The organism is Pseudonocardia oroxyli (assembly GCF_900102195.1).
Taxonomy (GTDB): Bacteria; Actinomycetota; Actinomycetes; order Mycobacteriales; family Pseudonocardiaceae; genus Pseudonocardia; species Pseudonocardia oroxyli.
Genome location: NZ_FNBE01000016.1, coordinates 127,522 through 144,022 on the forward strand (window position 1 = coordinate 127,522; position 16,501 = coordinate 144,022).

The following is a 16,501-nucleotide window of genomic DNA, read 5'->3' on the forward strand; positions in this document are numbered from 1 at the left end:
AGCACGGACATGAGTTGGGGATTCGAGAACGACCCCGAGCTCCAGGAGGAGCTCGACTGGGTCGAGGAGTTCGTCCGGGACGAGATCGAGCCCGTGGACCAGGTCATCGAGCACGCGTGGAACCCGCGGGACCCGGTGCGCAACGCGCTGATCAAGCCGCTGCAGCAGCGGGTCCGCGAGCGCAAGCTGTGGGCGGCGCACCTCGGACCGGAGCTGGGCGGGCCCGGCTACGGGCAGCTGCGGCTGGCGCTGCTGAACGAGAAGCTGGGCCGCACGCACTCGGGGCCGGTGGTGTTCGGCTGCCAGGCCCCGGACTCCGGCAACGCGGAGATCCTGGCCCACTACGGCACCGACCACCTGAAGAAGACCTACCTCGAACCGCTGATCGAGGGCGAGATCGTCTCGTGCTTCTCGATGACGGAGCCGCACGGCGGCTCGGACCCGACCGGGTTCCGCACCACGGCGGTGCTCGACGGCGACGAGTGGGTCATCAACGGGGAGAAGTGGTTCTCCTCCCACGCGCTCTGGGCCGAGTTCCTCATCGTCATGGCGGTCACCGAGCCGGACGCGCCCGCGCACAAGTCGATGTCGATGTTCGTCGTCCCTGCGGACACCCCCGGCATCGAGCGGGTTCGGGACGTGTCGGTCTGGGGCCACGACGAGCCGGTCGGCAGCCACAACCACCTGCGCTACACCGACGTCCGGATCCCGGCCGAGAACCTCCTCGGCGAGCGCGGCCAGGCCTTCGCGGTCGCGCAGACCCGCCTCGGCGGCGGGCGGATCCACCACGCCATGCGCACGGTCGGGCTGGTGCAGTCGGCGTTCGAGATGATGACCCGCCGCGCGGTGTCGCGGACGACCAAGGGCTCGCGGCTGGCGGACAAGCAGCTGGTGCAGGAGATGATCGCGGACTCCTGGATCCAGATCGAGCAGTTCCGGCTGCTGGTGCTGCGCACGGCCTGGCGGATCGACCGCTACAACGACTACCGGCGCGTGCGCGCGGACATCTCGGCGGTCAAGGCGGCCATGCCCAAGGTGCTGCTCGACGTCGCCGGGCGGGCGATCCAGATCCACGGCTCGCTGGGCATCTCCAAGGAGCTGCCCTTCGGCAAGTGGGTCATGGAGTCCTTCCACATGGGGCTCGCGGACGGCGCGACGGAGGTGCACAAGGTGAACCTCGCCCAGTTCCTGCTCCGGGGCACCGAGCCCGACGACGGGCTGTTCCCGCCCTACATCCTGCCCACCCGTCGCGCGGAGGCGCAGGCGCGTTTCGCGGAGATCCTGAGCGCGGCGGCGGACGACGGGGACGATCCGGCATGAGCCTGCGACTCACCCCGGACGCCGACGCCGAGGACCTCCGCCAGGTCGTCCGGGACTTCCTGGCGCGGCACGGGGACACGGAGGCGGTGTTCGGCGGGCTCGAGCACGGCTGGGACGCCGAGGTCTGGCGTCGTTTCGCCACCGAGCTCGGCGTCGTCGGGCTCGACGTCCCGGAGGAGCACGGCGGCGCGGGGGCGACGTTCCGCGAGGTCGCCGTCGTCGCCGAGGAGCTGGGGCGCTCACTCGTGCGGCTGCCGTGGTTCTCCACCGCGGTCCTCGGGGTGGGTGTGCTGCTGCACGCGGACGCGCCCGACCTGCTCGCGGAGCTGGCGTCCGGCCAGGTCACCGCCACCCTCGCCTACCTGGAGGGGTTCGACGGCTGGGATCCCGACGCCGTGGGCACGGTCGCGGAGCCCGACGGTCCCGACGGTCCCGACGGCTCCGACGGCTGGCGGCTGTCCGGCGCGAAGACGCTCGTGCTGGAGGGCGACACCGCGAACGTACTGCTCGTCGTGGCGACGGTGGCCGGGGAGCCCGCGATCTTCCTGGTCGACGAGGGTGCCGCGGGCCTCGTGCGGCGGCCGTTGCCGACCCTCGACCCCACCCGCCCCCTCGCGGAGCTGCTGTTCGACGGCGCCCCCGCCACGCTGGTCGCGGGAGGTGCCCGGGCGATCGTGCCGAAGGTCCTCGACCGCGCCCGTGCCGCGTTGGCCGCGGAGCAGGCCGGCGGGGCCGCCGCCGCGCTGGACATGGCGGTCGCCTACGCCGCCCAACGCCTGCAGTTCGGCCGACCGATCGCGACCTTCCAGGCGATCAAGCACCGCTGCGCCGACATGGCGGTACGGGTGGAGGCCGCGCGGTCCGCCGCGCTCTGGGCCGCCGCGGCGGCCGCCGACGCCCCCGACGAGCTCCCGGTCGCCGCCGCGACGGCCGCGCTGGTCTGCGGGGAGGCCTACACCTGGGTGGCGGGGGAGACGGTGCAGGTGCACGGTGGGATCGGCTTCACCTGGGAGCATCCGGCCCACCTGCACGTACGGCGCGCCGCCACGGGCGCCGCGCTGTTCGACACCGCCGCCGCGAGCCGCGACACCCTGCTCCACCAGCTGGGAGTGTGAGCGCATGGCGCGTACTCCACGAAGTCGAGGTGAACCCGGTTCGGGTCCTCCGGCTACGCTGGCCCTCGTAGCGGCCCGAGGGAGTGATCGTGTGAGCATCGAGGCATTGACCGACGCGTCGGACGGGCCACGGTCGAAGCGGCCCGCCATCCTGGCCGCGGCCGTGGAGTGCTTCGGCGAGCTGGGGTACGAGGCCACCAAGTGGTCCGAGGTCGCGGACCGGGTGGGGATCGGGCAGACGGCGCTCTACCACTACTTCGAGTCCAAGGCGCACTGCCTGCTCACGATCATGCGGCTCGGCCTGCGCAACTCCGACGCGGCGTTCCGCCGGGCCACCGAGGACTCGCCCACCGCGGTGGCGGCGCTGCGGGCCGGCGCGGCGGCGGCCTATGCGCTGTCACCGCAGGAGGTTCAGCAGAACCGGATCCTGCAGGCCAACATCGCCCTGCTGGCGAACGCCCGGTCCTCCGAGCGCGAGGAGACCGAGCGGCTGGCCTGTCGTGAGCTGGTCGCCCGGGTGGAGCGCAACTGGGTGGACCTGATCGAGCGGGGCGCCCGGTCCGGGGAGTTCCCGGCGCACGACCCGGTCATCATGTCGCGCACCGTGCTCGGCCTGCTGGTCAGCGTGTGGCGCTGGTACCGGCCGGGTGGATCGCAGTCCCTGCCCGCGGTCTCGGAGTTCCTCGTGGACTGCACCGTCCGGATGGTCGTGGGGGAGCTGCCCGCGACGGAGGCCACTGCCGCCGCGAGCTGACCGGCCCTTGTCGGCGGTCGCTCGGCGGATTACAGTCGAGATACCGAATTGAACTCAACTCAGTTCAGGCCGGTCGTCAGGGAGGACGGCTTCATGATCATCGAGGAGTACTACACCCGGCTGGACGGCCCCGAGCCGCTCTCGGCGCTCGATCTCGCCGAGCCGGACATCGCGTTCCTGATCGCGCTTCCCGGCGCGGAGGTGACGGGCGACGGGCACGCGGACCTCCAGGACTACATCGAGGGTCGTCCCGCCGTGGGGCGGCGACACACCGTGCTGCGGCGCAGCGTCGACGGCGACCTGGAGATGGTCTACGGCGTCATCACCGAGGGGGACGGGCGGGGCACCGGATCGTTCTCGTCGGTCGCCCTGATCTCCCCCGACAAGCGGGTCGCGCGCTACCAGGCCTTCTTCCACCCGGGTTTCGGCATGTTCCCCCTGCCCGGGGGCGCGGCGTGAGCGCCGCGGTCCTGACCCGGTGGTTCGCCGTCATGGACTCGGACACACCCGAGGACATCCTCGACATGATCGCCCCGGAGTTCCGGTTCTCGATCGTCTTCGGGACCGGCGGCGGTGAGGCCCGCGACTTCGCGGGCGGCCGCGAGGCGATGGAGGGCTACCTCGCCCAGCGCGAGAAGAGCGTCCTCACCCACCACGTCCTGTCCTCGGCCACGGTCGGCAGCGACGAGCACGTCCTCGGCCAGGCCCGTCGCGGTGCGGACTTCGAGTCGACCTTCGTCGCCGTCGCCCGGATCGATGCGGACGGGAAGGTGGCCGCGTTGATGATCGGCCGTTCCCCGTTGCTCGACATCGAGGCCTGAGTCATCCCGCAGAAGGAGCCAGCCATGTTCAACCTCGCCCTGCTCGCCGCCCGGCCCTCGGACTGGACGCACGAGCAGTTCATCACCTGGTGGCGTGGTGAGCACGCCGAGGTCACCTACCCCCTTCCGGGCCTGCGCGCCTGGCGCCACACCGCGGTGTCCAGCGCGCTGGAGCCGCGCTCGGAGGGCTGGGACGGCCTGTCCGTGCTCAGCTTCGACGACGAGGCCGCCGCCCGCGCCGCCCTCGCCAGCGAGGAGTGGCAGGCCGCGATCAAGCACGTCGGCTCCATGCGGGGCAAGCGCATCGCCCTGCTCGGGGACGAGCGCGAGATGTTCCGGGCGTGAGGGGGCGACCATGAGAGAGCTCGTCGCGGACCTGGACACGTGGTCCGCCACCACGCCGGACGCCGTCGCGGTCGTCGACGCCTCCGGCCCCCACACCGTGCAGTCCCTGCTCGCCCGGGCGGACGCCCTCGCCGCCTCCCTCGAGGAGGTCACCGGGCCGCGGCCCACCCTGCTCGTCCAGGCCGACAACACCTGGCGCACGGTCGTCGCCGCGCTCGCCGTCGGTCGGCTCGCCGGCACGCTGGGCCTGATCAGCAGGCACTCCACGCGCGACGAGTTCGCCGCGGCCGTCGAGGACATCGCCCCTGACGCGGTCGTCTGCGCGCCCGAGCGGTTCGACGCCTGGGCGGTGGGCGAGCCCCTCGGCGACGTGCTCGACGGCTGGCGGTGGACCGGGCACCGGGCCGTGGATCCCGACCGGTGGGCGGGCGGCGTCGTCATCGGCCTGACCTCCGGGTCGACCGGCCGCGCGAAGGGCGTCGTCCAGAGCGAGGAGTCGCTGCGCTACGCCGGGCGGCAGACCATCGAGGCGGTCGGCCTCGCCCCCGGGGACGCGGTCGGCGCCCTGGTGCCGGTCTCCTCGGCGGCCGCCGTCTGCTTCGGCCTGTACCTGCCGCTCATGCTCGGCGGCACGGTGGTGCTGGCGGACAAGTGGGACCCGGCCGCCGCGGTGGCGCTGCTCGCCGAGCACGAGGTCCGGTGGACCATGTGCGTGCCCACCATGGCCCTCCAGATGGGGTCCGCGGCTCCCGACGAGGGCCTCCTGCGCGGGATGAAGGCGATGACGGTCGGCGGCGGCCCGATGGACTCCGGGGCGCTCGCCCGTGCCGAGCGCCGCCTCGGGACGAAGGTGTTGCGCGTGTTCGGGATGTCGGAGTGCCTGGGGCACACCACTTCCCGCCCCGCGGAGGCGGAAGAGGTCCGCCTCGCCACCGACGGCATCCCCTTCCCGGGCACCGACCTGCGGGCGGTCGACGAGCACGGCTCGCCGCTGCCCGTCGGCGAGGTGGGGCGGGCCCAGGTCCGGGGCCCGTCGCTCTTCGCCGGCTACGCCCGAGCGGGCCGGGTGGCCGCCCCCGAGCTGACCGCGGACGGTTTCTTCCCCACCGGTGACCTGCTGGTCACGCACCCGGACGGCACCGTGTCGATCCGCGGCCGGGAGAAGGACATCATCATCCGCGGCGGCCGCAACCTCGACGTCACCGAGATCGAGACGGCCGTCGCCCGGCACCCGCACGTCGACCAGGTGTGTGTCGTGCCGGTGCCGGACGAGCTGCTCGGCGAGCGGGTGGCGGTCCTGCTGGTGACCGACCGGTCCGATCTCGGGCTGCCGGAGATCCAGGAGCACCTGACCGCCGTGGGACTGATGAAGGCCAAGTGGCCCGAGTTCGTCTTCCGCGTCGACGCGCTGCCCCAGAACAGGGTCGGGAAGCTCTCGCGCGTCGACGCCGCCCGGATCGCCCGCGAGCTCCGGGACGTGGTTCCCGCGTCCACCGCCTGACTCTCACCGAGGAGACTCCTTGTCCGACAACGACATCGACCTGCTCGTCGTCGGAGGCGGAATGGCGGGGCTCACCGCCGCGGCCCGGGCGGCGTCCCGGGGTGCGTCCGTGGTGGTCGTCGAGAGCGCGGACGCGGTCGGCGGGTCCGGCCTGTTCGCGGGCTTCCTCTGGTCCGCCCCCACGCACGAGGTCATGAACGAGATCAACCCGGAGGGCGACCCCGCGCTGCGCGCCCGGCTGGTCGACGACTTCGGGGCGGCGACCGACTGGCTCCGCGAGCTCGACGTCCCGTTCGCCGACGCCGTCACGGTGCTCCGCTACGGCCGCGGCCACCAGTTCGACACCTCCCGGTACGTCGCGGCCTGCGCGCAGACCGTGAGGGCGCACGGTGAGCTGCTCCTGCGCGCCACCGTCACCGAGCTGCTCCAGGAGTCCGGGACCGTGGTCGGTGCGGTGGTCGCCACCGACGGCGGCATGCGGACCGTCGGGGCTCGACGGACCCTCCTCGCCACCGGTGGCTTCCAGGCCGACGCCGGCCTGCGTGCCGAGCTTCGGTCTGGCCGCCGCCGACGCGGCTGACCGCGGGTACCTACATCGTGGACTCGGGTCGTCGGGCTATCCGGCCCACGTGCTGCTGGGTGCCCGCTCACCCGTCCTGGCCGCCGCCCACGACTGCATCGGCGACGGGAAGGTCTGCTCGTCGTTCCTCTGGTCGGTGGGCGCCTTCCACGCCCCCGCCGGGCACGTGCGGGTCACCGTCCTGGTGGCCCCCGAGGAGGCGCCGTCGGGGCTGGCCGCTCTCGCCCTGCTGTCACCGGTGACCGAGCTCCACGGCTTGACGCCGCGGGAGCTGGAGGTGCTGGGTCTGCTGGTCGAGGGATGCTCCAACCGGGAGATCGCCAGAACGCTGGTGGTCGCCCCGCGGACCGTGGCGGCTCATCTGGAGCACGTCCTGGAGAAGCTCCGAGTACCCACGAGGACGCTCGCGGCGGTCCGCGCGGAACGAGACGGACTCTACGTCCCGTCCCCCAGCCGCCGGAACGCGTGACCGCGCCGCGCGCGGAGCTCAGCGACCGCGTGCCGCGGTGCGGGCCTTCCCCGGTCCGTCGGCCGCACCCAGGTCGACGGCCATGTCGGCGGTCGTGCGGAGCAGCTCGTCCTGCAACCGCTCGAGGACGGCCGGCGTGCTCACTCTGTCTGGAATCGGCTCAACACTTTTCAGACGCCGGACGTCTTAATCGAGACCGACAAGGTCTTTGTGTAGGCGGACGCGCGGTCGTACCGTGGGCGGCCTGACACAGAGTCGTCGACGGGAGGACGCATGGAGATCCGCCAGCTGCGGTACTTCGTCACCGTCGCGCAGACCCGGCACTTCGGGCAGGCCGCCGAACGCCTGCACATGAACCAGTCACCGCTCTCCCAGGCCATCCGCCAGCTCGAGTCGCAGCTCGGCGTCACGCTGTTCACCCGCACCACCCGCCGCGTGGACCTGACCCCGGCCGGCGAGGCCTTCCTGCGGGACGCGCTACGGATCCTGGACTCCCTGGACGCGGCCCGCGAGCGGGTGCAGGAGGTCGGGGACGGGCGCAGCGGCCTGCTGCGGATCGGGAGCACCGGACTCGCCGCCTACCGCCAGCTGCCGCAGCTCGCTCGGATCGTCGCCCGCGAGGTCCCCGACCTGGTGCTGCGCTACGTGCCGGACCTGCTCACCCCGGCCAGCGAGGCGGCGCTGGCCGAGGACCGGATCGACGTCGCGCTGCTGCGTCCGCCCACGCGGCGGACGGACATCGTCACCCGGCGGATCGCCCGGGAGCGGCTCGTCGCGGCGGTCCCCGAGCAGCACCGGCTGGCCGCGGACGGCCCCGTGGGGTTGCACGAGCTGCGGGACGAGGACTTCGTGGTGTACGGCGCCAAGGAGTCCGTGGTCGACGCCGCGGTGACCCAGGCGTGTCTCGCCGCGGGCTTCCTGCCGCGCCGGGCGCACGAGGTCGCGGAGACCTCGGTGATGCTCACGCTGGTCGCCGCCGGTCTGGGGGTCGCGCTGCTGCCGGAGTCCGCGCTGGCCCTGCGTGTAGAGGGTGTCCGGTTCGTGTCGGTCGCCGACGACGCGCACGTCGAGCTGGCACTCGCCTGGCGCGCGGACAACGACGATCCCGCCATCCGTGTGCTCCTGTCCGCGCTGGAGGAGAACGGGTTCGTCGCCCCCCTGAACGACCCGCTCGACCCGGCTCCCGTGCTCCCCCTCTCCCTCGGAGGTCTGCAGTGAAGATCGTCGCCGTCGAGGCGATCCCGTTCGCGATCCCTTACCGCACACCGTTGAAGTTCGCCTCCGGTGAGGCGCACACCGCCGACCACGTGCTGGTCCGGGTGCACACCGACGACGGAATCGTCGGGATCGCCGAGGCCCCGCCGCGGCCCTACACCTACGGCGAGACCCAGGAGTCGATCGTCGCGGTGATCGGCAGGATCTTCGCGGGCGAGGCCGTCGGACTCTCGCTGCTCGAACGCGAGGTGCTGCACGCCCGCCTCGACCGCACCGTCGGCAACCCCACGGCCAAGGCCGCGATCGACATGGCCTGCTGGGACGCGCTGGGGAAGACCCTGGACCTGCCGGTGACCCAGTTGCTGGGGGGGTTCACCGACCGGATGCGGGTGTCGCACATGGTCGGGTTCGCCCCGGACGAGGTGATGGTCGCCGAGGCCGAGCGGGTTCGGGACACCTACGGGATCACCACGTTCAAGGTCAAGGTCGGGCGCCGCCCGGTCTCGCTCGACGTCGGTGCCTGCCGCGCCCTGCGCACCGCGCTGGGGTCCGAGGTCGAGCTCTACGTCGACGGCAACCGCGGCTGGACGCCCACGGAGGCGGCCCGGGCGCTGACGCTGATGGAGGACCTGGACCTGACCCTGTCCGAGGAGCTCTGCCCCGCCGACGACGTGCTCGGCCGGCGCTGGCTGACCAGTCGGACGTCGGTGCCCACCGTGGCGGACGAGAGCGCGGCGACGCCCGGGCAGGTCACCCGCGAGCTGCTCGACGGGGCCGCCACGATGATCAGCATCAAGACCGCGCGCACCGGGTTCACGACCTCGCAGCGGATCCTGCACCAGTGCGAGGGACTGGGGGCGGAGATCGTGATGGGCAACCAGATCGACGGTCAGGTCGGGACGGCGTGCAGCGTGGCCTTCGGTGCTGCGCACCGGCACAGCTCGCGGCGGGCGGGGGAGCTGTCGAACTTCCTCGACATGACCGACGACCTGCTCACCGAGCCGCTGGAGATCCACGGCGGCGAGCTCGCCGTGCGACCCGGACCGGGCCTCGGGATCGCGATCGACCCCGACAAGCTCGCCCGCTATCGCACCGACTGACCACCGACTGACCATCGACACCGATTTTTCTCGCATCGACGCGTGAGGAGCACAGAATGACCACCACCGAGCACAACCCCACCGCGGTCGGCTCCGGGCAGAACGCCACGGCCTCGTTCGCCCGCAAGGAGCGGCAGGCGGGTCCCGTCGACCACGAGCGTGCCGGGGCGATCATCGGCGATGCGCTCGCCGCCCTGCACGAGGTCGTCCGGCGGCACCAGGTGACCTACGCCGAGTACGACGCCCTGAAGGGCTGGCTGATCGACGTCGGCCGGACCGGCGAGTGGCCGCTGTTCCTGGACGTGTTCCTCGAGCACGTCGTCGAGCAGGTCGCCAACGCGGACCGTAAGGGCGCGGTCGGGACCATCGAGGGCCCCTACTACATCCCCGGCGCCCCGGAGTTCGCCGCCGAGGCGGACGTGCCCCGGCGCGCCGACGAGCCCGGCACGCCGCTGCTGTTCGAGGGCACCGTCACCGATCTGGACGGCAACCCCCTCGACGGCGCGCTGGTCGAGCTCTGGCACGCCGACGACGCCGGCTACTACTCCCAGTTCGCCCCCGGCATCCCCGAGTGGAACCTGCGCGCGCAGATCCGCACCGGCGAAGACGGGCACTACGCGTTCCGCACCATCCAGCCCGCGCCGTACCAGATCCCGACCGACGGGGCCGTGGGCGCGATGGTCGCGACCGCCGGATGGCACCCGTGGCGGCCCGCCCACCTGCACCTGAAAGTCACCGCGCCCGGCCGCGCCCCGGTCACGACCCAGCTGTATTTCGCGGGCGGGGAGTACGTGGCGGACGACGTCGCGCAGGCCGTGAAGCCCGAGCTGATCCTCCACCCGACGAAGTCGGACTCGGGCGAGGGCAACCACGTGACCTACGACTTCCCGCTGGACCCGGCCGAGTGAGCGAGCTCTACGCCGTACGCATGGACGTCGCCCTCCCGCCGGACATGGACCCGGCGGCGAAGGCGGAGCTCCTCGCCCGCGAGAAGGCCTACTCGCAGCAGTGGCAGCGTTCCGGGCACTGGCGCAGCATCTGGCGCTGCGTCGGGGAGTACGCCAACCTCTCGATCTTCGAGGTGGAGGGCAACGCGCAGCTCCACGACATCCTCTGGGGGCTGCCGCTGTTCCCCCACATGCGGATGACGATCACCCCGCTGGCGCAGCACCCGTCGGACATCGCGGCGGGCTGAGCCCGACGTCGACGCCGTCCGGCCCCGGCCGGTCGGCGACGACTCAGGCGACGATCTCGCTGATCACGGTCGCGACGCGGCCGACCGCGGGGGGCGCCTCGGCCCGATGGGCGAGGACCAGCGGAACCGTCACCGGAGTGCCGGCGAGCGGCACGTAGGAGACACCGTCGAGGCGTAGTGCCCGGACCGACGCCGGCACGAGGCCGAACCCGAGCCCGGCGGCGACGAAGACGACCAGCGTCCCCGTCTCGCCGACCTCGACGATCTCGGGTTCGAACCCGGCGCTGCGACAGGCGTCGAGCGCGAGCGGCTGCATCACCGACCGACGACCCGCCGGGTGGGTGATCAGGGGCATCCCGGCCAGGTCGCGCAGGGACACGCGGGCGTCCGCGGCCCGCGGGTGCGCGGCGGGGAGCACGGCCACGAGCGACTCGTCCCGCAGCGGGCGGACGAGGAGGTCGTCGGGGACGGACGGGCCCGGACGTGCCACGGCGAGGTCGAGGTCTCCGTCTCGGACCGCGTCGAGCAGGGTGGGGCCGAGCAGCTCTCCGCGCAGGTCCAGCTCGATGTCGGGGAGCTCGGAGCGGATCCGCTGGGCGGCCCGGGGGAGGACGTCGTAGGTGGCGGTGCCGACGAACCCGACGCGCACCCGGCCGGCCTGCCCGGCGGCGAGCAACCCGAGATCGGCCGTGGTGCGGTCGAGGGTGGCGAGGATCCCCAGCGCGCGGTCCCGGAGCAGCCTGCCGGCCTCGGTGAGGTCCACCCGGCGGGTGGAGCGGTCGAGGAGCCGTGCCCCGGCCTGCTGCTCGAGCCGGGCGAGCTGCTGGGACAAGGCGGGCTGGGCGATGTGCAGGCGGGCGGCGGCCCGGGCGAAGTGGCGTTCCTCGGCGAGGACGACGAACGATCGGAGCAGCCGCGTATCCATGCGTGGAACTTATCAATTGTCGTGCAATGAGTATTGGAGTCGATGGATTCCGCTCTCTACCGTGAACAGATGACTTCGCCCTCCTTCCTCTACGCGAGCGCTCGGACCGCTTTCGGCCGGTTCGGCGGCGCGCTCGCGGGCGTTCGGCCGGACGACCTCGCGGCGACGGCCCTGTCCGGGCTGGTGTCCCGGGCGCCGACGCTGGACCCCGCGCGGATCGACGACGTGGTGTGGGGGTGTGCGAACCAGGCGGGCGAGGACAACCGGAACGTCGGGCGCATGGCGGTCCTGCTCGCCGGACTGCCCACCTCGGTGCCCGCCACGACGATCAACCGGCTCTGCGGATCGTCCCTGGACGCGGCGATCCAGGCCTCCCGCGCGATCGAGGTCGGCGACGCGGACGTGGTGGTCGCCGGGGGCGTGGAGTCGATGACGCGGGCACCCTGGGTCCTGCCCAAACCGAGCCGGGCGTTCCCGGCGGGGAACGTCACCGCCGTGTCCACCACGCTGGGCTGGCGGCTGGTCAACGAGCGGATGCCCGCGGAATGGACCGTGTCGTTGGGGGAGTGCAACGAGCAGCTGGCGGACCGGTTCTCGATCAGCCGCCTGCGGCAGGACGAGTTCGCGGCCCGCTCCCACCGGCTCGCCGCAGAGGCGTGGGCGGACGGCTTCTACGACGATCTCGTCGTCCCCGTCGGCGACGCGGGCCTCGCGCGCGACGAGAGCATCCGGGACGGCTCGACCCCGGAGAAGCTGGCCGGGCTCACGCCCTCGTTCCGCGAGGCCGGGACCATCACGGCGGGCAATGCGAGCCCGCTCAACGACGGCGCCGCCGCCGTCCTCCTGGGCTCGGAGGCGGCCGCCGAGCGGATCGGGAGCGACCCGCTCGCGCGGATCGCGGGGCGGGGCACCCACGCACTGGACCCGCGCGAGTTCGGGTTCGCGCCCGTCGAGGCCGCCGAACGGGCGCTGGCCCGGGCCGGCATCGGCTGGGGCGAGGTGGCGGCCGTCGAGCTGAACGAGGCCTTCGCCGTGCAGTCGCTGGCCTGCGTGGACGCCTGGAAGATCGACCCGGAGATCGTGAACGTCAAGGGCGGCGCGATCGCCCTGGGACATCCCCTCGGTGCGTCGGGCGCCCGGATCCTCGGGACGCTGGCGGCCCGGCTCCGCGAGTCGGGCGACCGGTGGGGTGTCGCCGCGATCTGCATCGGGGTCGGGCAGGCACTCGCCGTCGTGCTGGAGAACGTGGGCTGAGGAGGCCGGGTCCGCGTGGAGGAACGCGGTCCGTTCCGCGGCACGGGCACGGCGTCGGGTGCTCGAACGACACCGTGATGACGCCCAGCACGGCGCGTTCGGTCCGGGCGTTCGAGGCCGCGCTGTCGCCGTCCTGGTCGCGCTTCGCCGTGCCGTCCACCCCGACCTGGACCGACGCCGGCTCACGGCGGGCGGAGCAGCTCCGCGGCCGCGTCGAGGAGCGCGCCCGCCTCGGCCGCGGTGCGGGGTCGGGCGCGGAGCCCGTCCGCCGCGTCCGGTCGGGGTGTGGTGGCCACCAGGTCCAGGACGTGCTCAAGCCGGTGCGCGACGGGCAGCCAGTCGGCGGCGGCGTGGGCCGGGTCCGGCTGGGCGACGTCGAGGACGCAGGGGTGCCGGGTGGGGGCGTCGGCCAGTTCCAGCCGGGCCCGGACGTGCCCGGTGGTGCCGTCCACCATCTGGAGGGCTCCGATCCGACGTCCGCGGGCCTCGAGCTGCGGGAGCACCCCGAGCGAGGCGAGCAGCTCCAGGCTGCGGGCGTGCACCCCGACGGCGCGGGACTCGGTGGTGGGCTCGGTCGGCTTCTCCACGACGTGCACGCCGACGCCGAGGCGGGCGAGCCGACAGGCGGCGGTGAGGCCCACCGGGCCCGCCCCGACGACCAGGACCTGCGTGTTCATGACGGTCTCCTTCGTTCAGTGGTCGGCGAAGGCGTGCCGCAGGGCCGCCTCCTGGGTGTCGTCGAGCCGGTGGACGAACAGCTCGCGGGCAGCAAGATGGCCCTGACCTCGTTGCTGCGCACGGTCTGGCCCGGGGAGTTCGTCGACGAGCGGGACGCCCGCTTCATCAACGACCGGGTCCACGCCAACATCCAGCGGGACGGCACCTTCTCGGTGGTGCCGCAGATCAAGGGCGGGGTGACCACGCCGGATCAGCTGCGCCGGCTCGCGGACGTCGCCGACAAGTACCGGGTGCCGATGGTCAAGATCACCGGCGGGCAGCGGATCGACCTGCTCGGCGTGCGCAAGCAGGACCTCCCCGCCGTCTGGGCGGACCTGGACATGCCCTCGGGCTACGCCTACGTCAAGTCCTTCCGTACGGTGAAGACCTGCGTCGGCACCGACTACTGCCGCTTCGGCCTCGGCGACTCGACGGGCCTCGGCGTCGCGATCGAGCAGCGCTACCAGGGACTGGAGAGCCCGGCGAAGCTCGATCTCGCCGTCGCCGGGTGTCCGCGGAACTGCTCGGAGGCGCTGGTCAAGGACGTCGGGCTGGTCGGCGTGACGGTCTTCGCCGTGTCCGAGGAGGACGGCGACGTGGTCGTCGAGCTCTGACGGAGGAGACCGGCAGGTCCGGTCCGCCCCTCGGACGACGAGCCTGGTCCCCGACCCGGGGCCCGCGGGTGTTCCACTCGCCCACCCGGACGTGGCGGATGGTCAGGTCCTGGCCCAGCAGAGCGGTCCAGATGCTCGGCTCGTCGGTGACGGGCTGGCCGTCCCCGCGGGGTTCGCGGCGCTGCTCCCCGCGTTGGAGTCCGATCCCGACCTGCGCGCCGCGTTTTTCGAGCGGCTCGACGTCCTGTTCAGCGCGGGTGCGGCCATGCACCCCACCGTGTTCCGCAGGCTCACGGAGCTCTCGGCGAGCGTGCGGGGGAGCGCGGTCCCGATCGTCACCGGGTGGGGATCGACGGAGGCGACGCCGGCGAGCTGGTCGACCCGGCGGACCAGGCCCGTGGTCTGCGTTTCGCGGGCCGGATCGCCGAGGACTTCAAGCTGGCCAACGGTACCTGGGTCGACTGCGCCGGGATCCGTTCGGCGCTGCTGTCGCGCAGCGGCGGCAGGCTGTGCGATCTCGTCGTGGCGGGTGCCGACCGCCCCGCGCTGTGTGTGCTGGCCTGGCCGGACACCCGAACCCCCGACCCGTTCGACGAGGAGGACCTCCGCGTGCTGATCGACGCCCACAACCGCGACCAGACCCGGCCGAGCACGCGGGTGCTCGACGGTGCGCTGCTCGATCCCGAACCCGACGGCGACGAGCTGAGCAGAGACCTGGATCGTCCTCGTGGAGGACTCGTGACCACGATCCCGGAGGGCTTCGTCCCCCTCGGCCAGGAGGGCAGCTTCCTGGGGCACGTCGGCGGGCTGACCTGGCGTCGCGGGGCGGACCGCACCGACCTGTGCGTGCTCCTCGAACCGCACCATCTCAACCCCAACGGGACCGCGCACGGCGGGTTCCTGCTCACCGTCCTCGACATCACCCTCGGCGCGACGGTCGAGTCGTACCTGGGGGCCGCGGCCGACAGACACCCGGTGACCCTGCAGTTGTCGGCCTCGATGCCGGCGGCGGCGAAGGGTGGCGAGCTGCCCTTCGGCGAGGCGACGGTCGACCGCGCCACCCGGACGGTGACCTTCGTGTCCGCGCGGCTGCACAGCGCGGGCGACACCGTGCTCACCGCCTCGGCGGTCTTCCGGAACCCCCCGCCCCCGGCGAGTGGCCGATGAGGCGAGGCGAGCGCACGATCCTGCGCCGCCCGTCACCGAGTGGGGTGGACCGGGCCCGCCCGGTCCACCCCTCGACATCACCTCACCTCTGCACCTCAGGCCGATCGAGGCCGAGGTGGTCTCGGAACGTCGTCCCCGTGTACTCCGCGCGGAACAGCCCCCGGTCGACGAGCTCGGGGACCAGTTGCTCACAGAGTGCGGCCGCCCCGCCGGGTGCATAGGCCATCTGCAGGTTGAAGCCGTCGCACCCCCCGGTCGTGAACCAGGCCTCCATCTCGTCCGCGACCTGCTCCGGAGTACCGACGACGACGCTGTGTCCCATGGAACGCCCCGCCACCCGCACGAGGCTGCGCAGGGTGTATCGCTTCTCGACGGCGAGCTCGCGATAGAGCTCGAAGCGGCTCTGGTTGCCGCTGATCGCGCGCACCGCCGGAATCCGCTCGACGGGCACCGGCTCGTCCAGGTCCAGCCCGGTCAGGTCGGTCCCGCCGAAGTCCGTCGCCAGGGCGCGCATGCCGACGTCGATGGTGATCAGCTCGGCGAGCTCGTCGGCGAGGGACCGGGCCGCGGTCTCGGTGTCGCCGATGATCGGCATGAAGCCGGGGAGGACCTTGACCTTGGCCGCATCCCGCCCGGTGGCCGCCACCTCGTCCTTCAGCCGTGCATAGAAGGATCGGGCGTGCTCGAGGTCCGGCTGCGCCGTGAAGACGACCTCGGCCCGCTGAGCGGCGAAAGCGATGCCGGTGGGAGACGAGCCCGCCTGCACGAGCACCGGCCAGCCCTGGGGGCTGCGCGGGATGAACGCCGGCCCCGCGACGTCGTAGTACTTGCCGTGGTGATGAATCGGGTGGATGCGGTCGGTCCTCGCCCAGACGCCTTCCGTCCTCGAGTTCACCACGGCGTCGTCGTCCCAGCTGTCCCACAGGGCGGTCACCACGTCGAGGTACTCCTCGGCGACCAGGTACCGGTCGTCGTGGGAGGGAAGCCTCCCGCCGAAGTTCTGCTCCCCGCCCGCCGAGGTCACGATGTTCCAGCCCGCGCGCCCGTTGCTCAGGTGATCCAGCGACATCAGGTAGCGGGACAGGTTGAAGGGCTCGGTGAACGTGGTGGAGAAGGTCCCGATCAGACCGATCCGGCTGGTCACGGCGGCGATCGCCGCCAGCGCCGTGAGTGGTTCGAGCTGGACCAGCCGGGGCGCGGAGTTCACCGTCGACGCGTGCGCCATCGAGTCGGCGATGAAGACCCCGTCCATCTTCGCCCGCTCGGCCGCCTGGGCCAGGTCGGCGAGATAGGTCAGGGAGAGGAGCTCGTCGGACCGGGAACCGTCTCGGCGCCACGCGCCCGCCTGGTAACCGGCCGTGGCGAGGAACATGTTCAGGTTCATCTGCCGCGGTGTGCGGGTCATCGAT

General features: G+C 72.7%; 20 protein-coding genes. 16 read left to right on the forward strand and 4 right to left on the reverse strand.

Annotated elements, in window-relative coordinates:
• Positions 1–9: 9 nt before the first annotated feature.
• The 9 genes from BLS43_RS22725 (at position 10) to BLS43_RS22765 (ending at position 6,905) form a co-directional block, all read left to right on the forward strand.
• On the forward strand, positions 10–1,320 hold the full coding sequence (locus BLS43_RS22725; protein ID WP_093088633.1) for an acyl-CoA dehydrogenase family protein: 1,311 nt from the start codon (positions 10–12) through the stop codon (positions 1,318–1,320).
• On the forward strand, positions 1,317–2,435 hold the full coding sequence (locus BLS43_RS22730) for an acyl-CoA dehydrogenase family protein (RefSeq protein ID WP_176921486.1): 1,119 nt from the start codon (positions 1,317–1,319) through the stop codon (positions 2,433–2,435). The genes BLS43_RS22725 and BLS43_RS22730 overlap by 4 nt, the downstream gene beginning before the upstream one ends.
• Before the next feature lie 91 nt (positions 2,436–2,526).
• The gene (locus BLS43_RS22735; protein WP_218129950.1) at positions 2,527–3,189 is read left to right on the forward strand and encodes a TetR/AcrR family transcriptional regulator; all 663 of its coding nucleotides are present in this window, start codon (positions 2,527–2,529) and stop codon (positions 3,187–3,189) included.
• A 93-nt stretch (positions 3,190–3,282) separates the two neighbouring features.
• Positions 3,283–3,648 carry a hypothetical protein gene (locus BLS43_RS22740; protein WP_093088635.1) on the forward strand — a complete coding sequence of 122 codons (366 nt, stop codon included), beginning with the start codon at positions 3,283–3,285 and terminating at the stop codon, positions 3,646–3,648.
• Positions 3,645–4,010 (forward strand): hypothetical protein, encoded by a 366-nt coding sequence (locus BLS43_RS22745; RefSeq protein WP_245707710.1) that lies wholly within the window; start codon positions 3,645–3,647, stop codon positions 4,008–4,010. Before BLS43_RS22740 ends, BLS43_RS22745 begins: the two co-directional genes overlap by 4 nt.
• A 24-nt stretch (positions 4,011–4,034) precedes the next feature.
• Positions 4,035–4,355: an EthD family reductase gene (locus tag BLS43_RS22750; protein ID WP_093088636.1), complete on the forward strand. Its 321-nt coding sequence runs from the start codon at positions 4,035–4,037 to the stop codon at positions 4,353–4,355.
• A 10-nt stretch (positions 4,356–4,365) separates the two neighbouring features.
• Positions 4,366–5,856, forward strand: coding sequence for a class I adenylate-forming enzyme family protein (locus tag BLS43_RS22755; protein WP_093088637.1), 1,491 nt, complete (start codon positions 4,366–4,368; stop codon positions 5,854–5,856).
• A 19-nt stretch (positions 5,857–5,875) separates the two neighbouring features.
• Entirely contained in the window at positions 5,876–6,436 is a 561-nt protein-coding gene (locus BLS43_RS31300; RefSeq protein WP_093088638.1) for an FAD-dependent oxidoreductase, read from the forward strand.
• A 49-nt stretch (positions 6,437–6,485) separates the two neighbouring features.
• Positions 6,486–6,905, forward strand: a complete 420-nt coding sequence (locus BLS43_RS22765) for a response regulator transcription factor (RefSeq protein ID WP_245707712.1) — start codon at positions 6,486–6,488, stop codon at positions 6,903–6,905.
• Between the two features lie 18 nt (positions 6,906–6,923).
• On the opposite strand, the gene BLS43_RS31760 is transcribed toward BLS43_RS22765, so the two are convergent.
• Entirely contained in the window at positions 6,924–7,049 is a 126-nt protein-coding gene (locus tag BLS43_RS31760) for a hypothetical protein (RefSeq protein ID WP_281245862.1), read from the reverse strand.
• 129 nt (positions 7,050–7,178) lie between these two features.
• Here BLS43_RS31760 and BLS43_RS22770 point away from each other — a divergent pair, with 129 nt between their 5' ends.
• The 4 genes from BLS43_RS22770 to BLS43_RS22785 are packed head-to-tail and all read left to right on the forward strand — an operon-like array spanning position 7,179 to position 10,415.
• Entirely contained in the window at positions 7,179–8,123 is a 945-nt protein-coding gene (locus BLS43_RS22770) for a LysR substrate-binding domain-containing protein (protein ID WP_093088640.1), read from the forward strand.
• Entirely contained in the window at positions 8,120–9,220 is a 1,101-nt protein-coding gene (locus BLS43_RS22775) for a mandelate racemase/muconate lactonizing enzyme family protein (RefSeq protein WP_093088641.1), read from the forward strand. Before BLS43_RS22770 ends, BLS43_RS22775 begins: the two co-directional genes overlap by 4 nt.
• A 56-nt stretch (positions 9,221–9,276) precedes the next feature.
• A complete protein-coding gene (gene catA / locus BLS43_RS22780) occupies positions 9,277–10,128 on the forward strand; it encodes a catechol 1,2-dioxygenase (RefSeq protein ID WP_093088642.1) in 852 nt (283 codons plus the stop codon).
• The gene (locus tag BLS43_RS22785; protein ID WP_281245863.1) at positions 10,125–10,415 is read left to right on the forward strand and encodes a muconolactone Delta-isomerase family protein; all 291 of its coding nucleotides are present in this window, start codon (positions 10,125–10,127) and stop codon (positions 10,413–10,415) included. The genes catA and BLS43_RS22785 overlap by 4 nt, the downstream gene beginning before the upstream one ends.
• Positions 10,416–10,458: 43 nt before the next feature.
• Here the strand turns inward: BLS43_RS22785 and BLS43_RS22790 are convergent, their stop codons facing one another.
• Positions 10,459–11,340: a LysR family transcriptional regulator gene (locus BLS43_RS22790; protein ID WP_093088643.1), complete on the reverse strand. Its 882-nt coding sequence runs from the start codon at positions 11,338–11,340 to the stop codon at positions 10,459–10,461.
• A gap of 69 nt (positions 11,341–11,409) precedes the next feature.
• On the opposite strand from BLS43_RS22790, the gene BLS43_RS22795 reads away from it, so the two are divergent.
• Positions 11,410–12,594 carry a thiolase family protein gene (locus tag BLS43_RS22795; RefSeq protein WP_093088644.1) on the forward strand — a complete coding sequence of 395 codons (1,185 nt, stop codon included), beginning with the start codon at positions 11,410–11,412 and terminating at the stop codon, positions 12,592–12,594.
• 182 nt (positions 12,595–12,776) lie between these two features.
• Here the strand turns inward: BLS43_RS22795 and BLS43_RS22800 are convergent, their stop codons facing one another.
• The gene (locus tag BLS43_RS22800; RefSeq protein ID WP_093088645.1) at positions 12,777–13,271 is read right to left on the reverse strand and encodes an FAD-dependent oxidoreductase; all 495 of its coding nucleotides are present in this window, start codon (positions 13,269–13,271) and stop codon (positions 12,777–12,779) included.
• Positions 13,272–13,289: 18 nt separating this feature from the next.
• Between BLS43_RS22800 and BLS43_RS22805 the strand changes: the two genes are divergently transcribed.
• Both BLS43_RS22805 and BLS43_RS30620 read left to right on the forward strand, forming a co-directional pair.
• Complete coding sequence (locus BLS43_RS22805; protein WP_281245864.1) at positions 13,290–13,925, forward strand: nitrite/sulfite reductase domain-containing protein; 636 nt, start codon at positions 13,290–13,292, stop codon at positions 13,923–13,925.
• Positions 13,926–14,267: 342 nt separating this feature from the next.
• Positions 14,268–15,092, forward strand: coding sequence for a PaaI family thioesterase (locus BLS43_RS30620; RefSeq protein WP_218129951.1), 825 nt, complete (start codon positions 14,268–14,270; stop codon positions 15,090–15,092).
• An 82-nt stretch (positions 15,093–15,174) separates the two neighbouring features.
• On the opposite strand, the gene BLS43_RS22815 is transcribed toward BLS43_RS30620, so the two are convergent.
• Entirely contained in the window at positions 15,175–16,497 is a 1,323-nt protein-coding gene (locus tag BLS43_RS22815; RefSeq protein ID WP_093088646.1) for an LLM class flavin-dependent oxidoreductase, read from the reverse strand.
• Positions 16,498–16,501 lie beyond the last annotated feature (4 nt).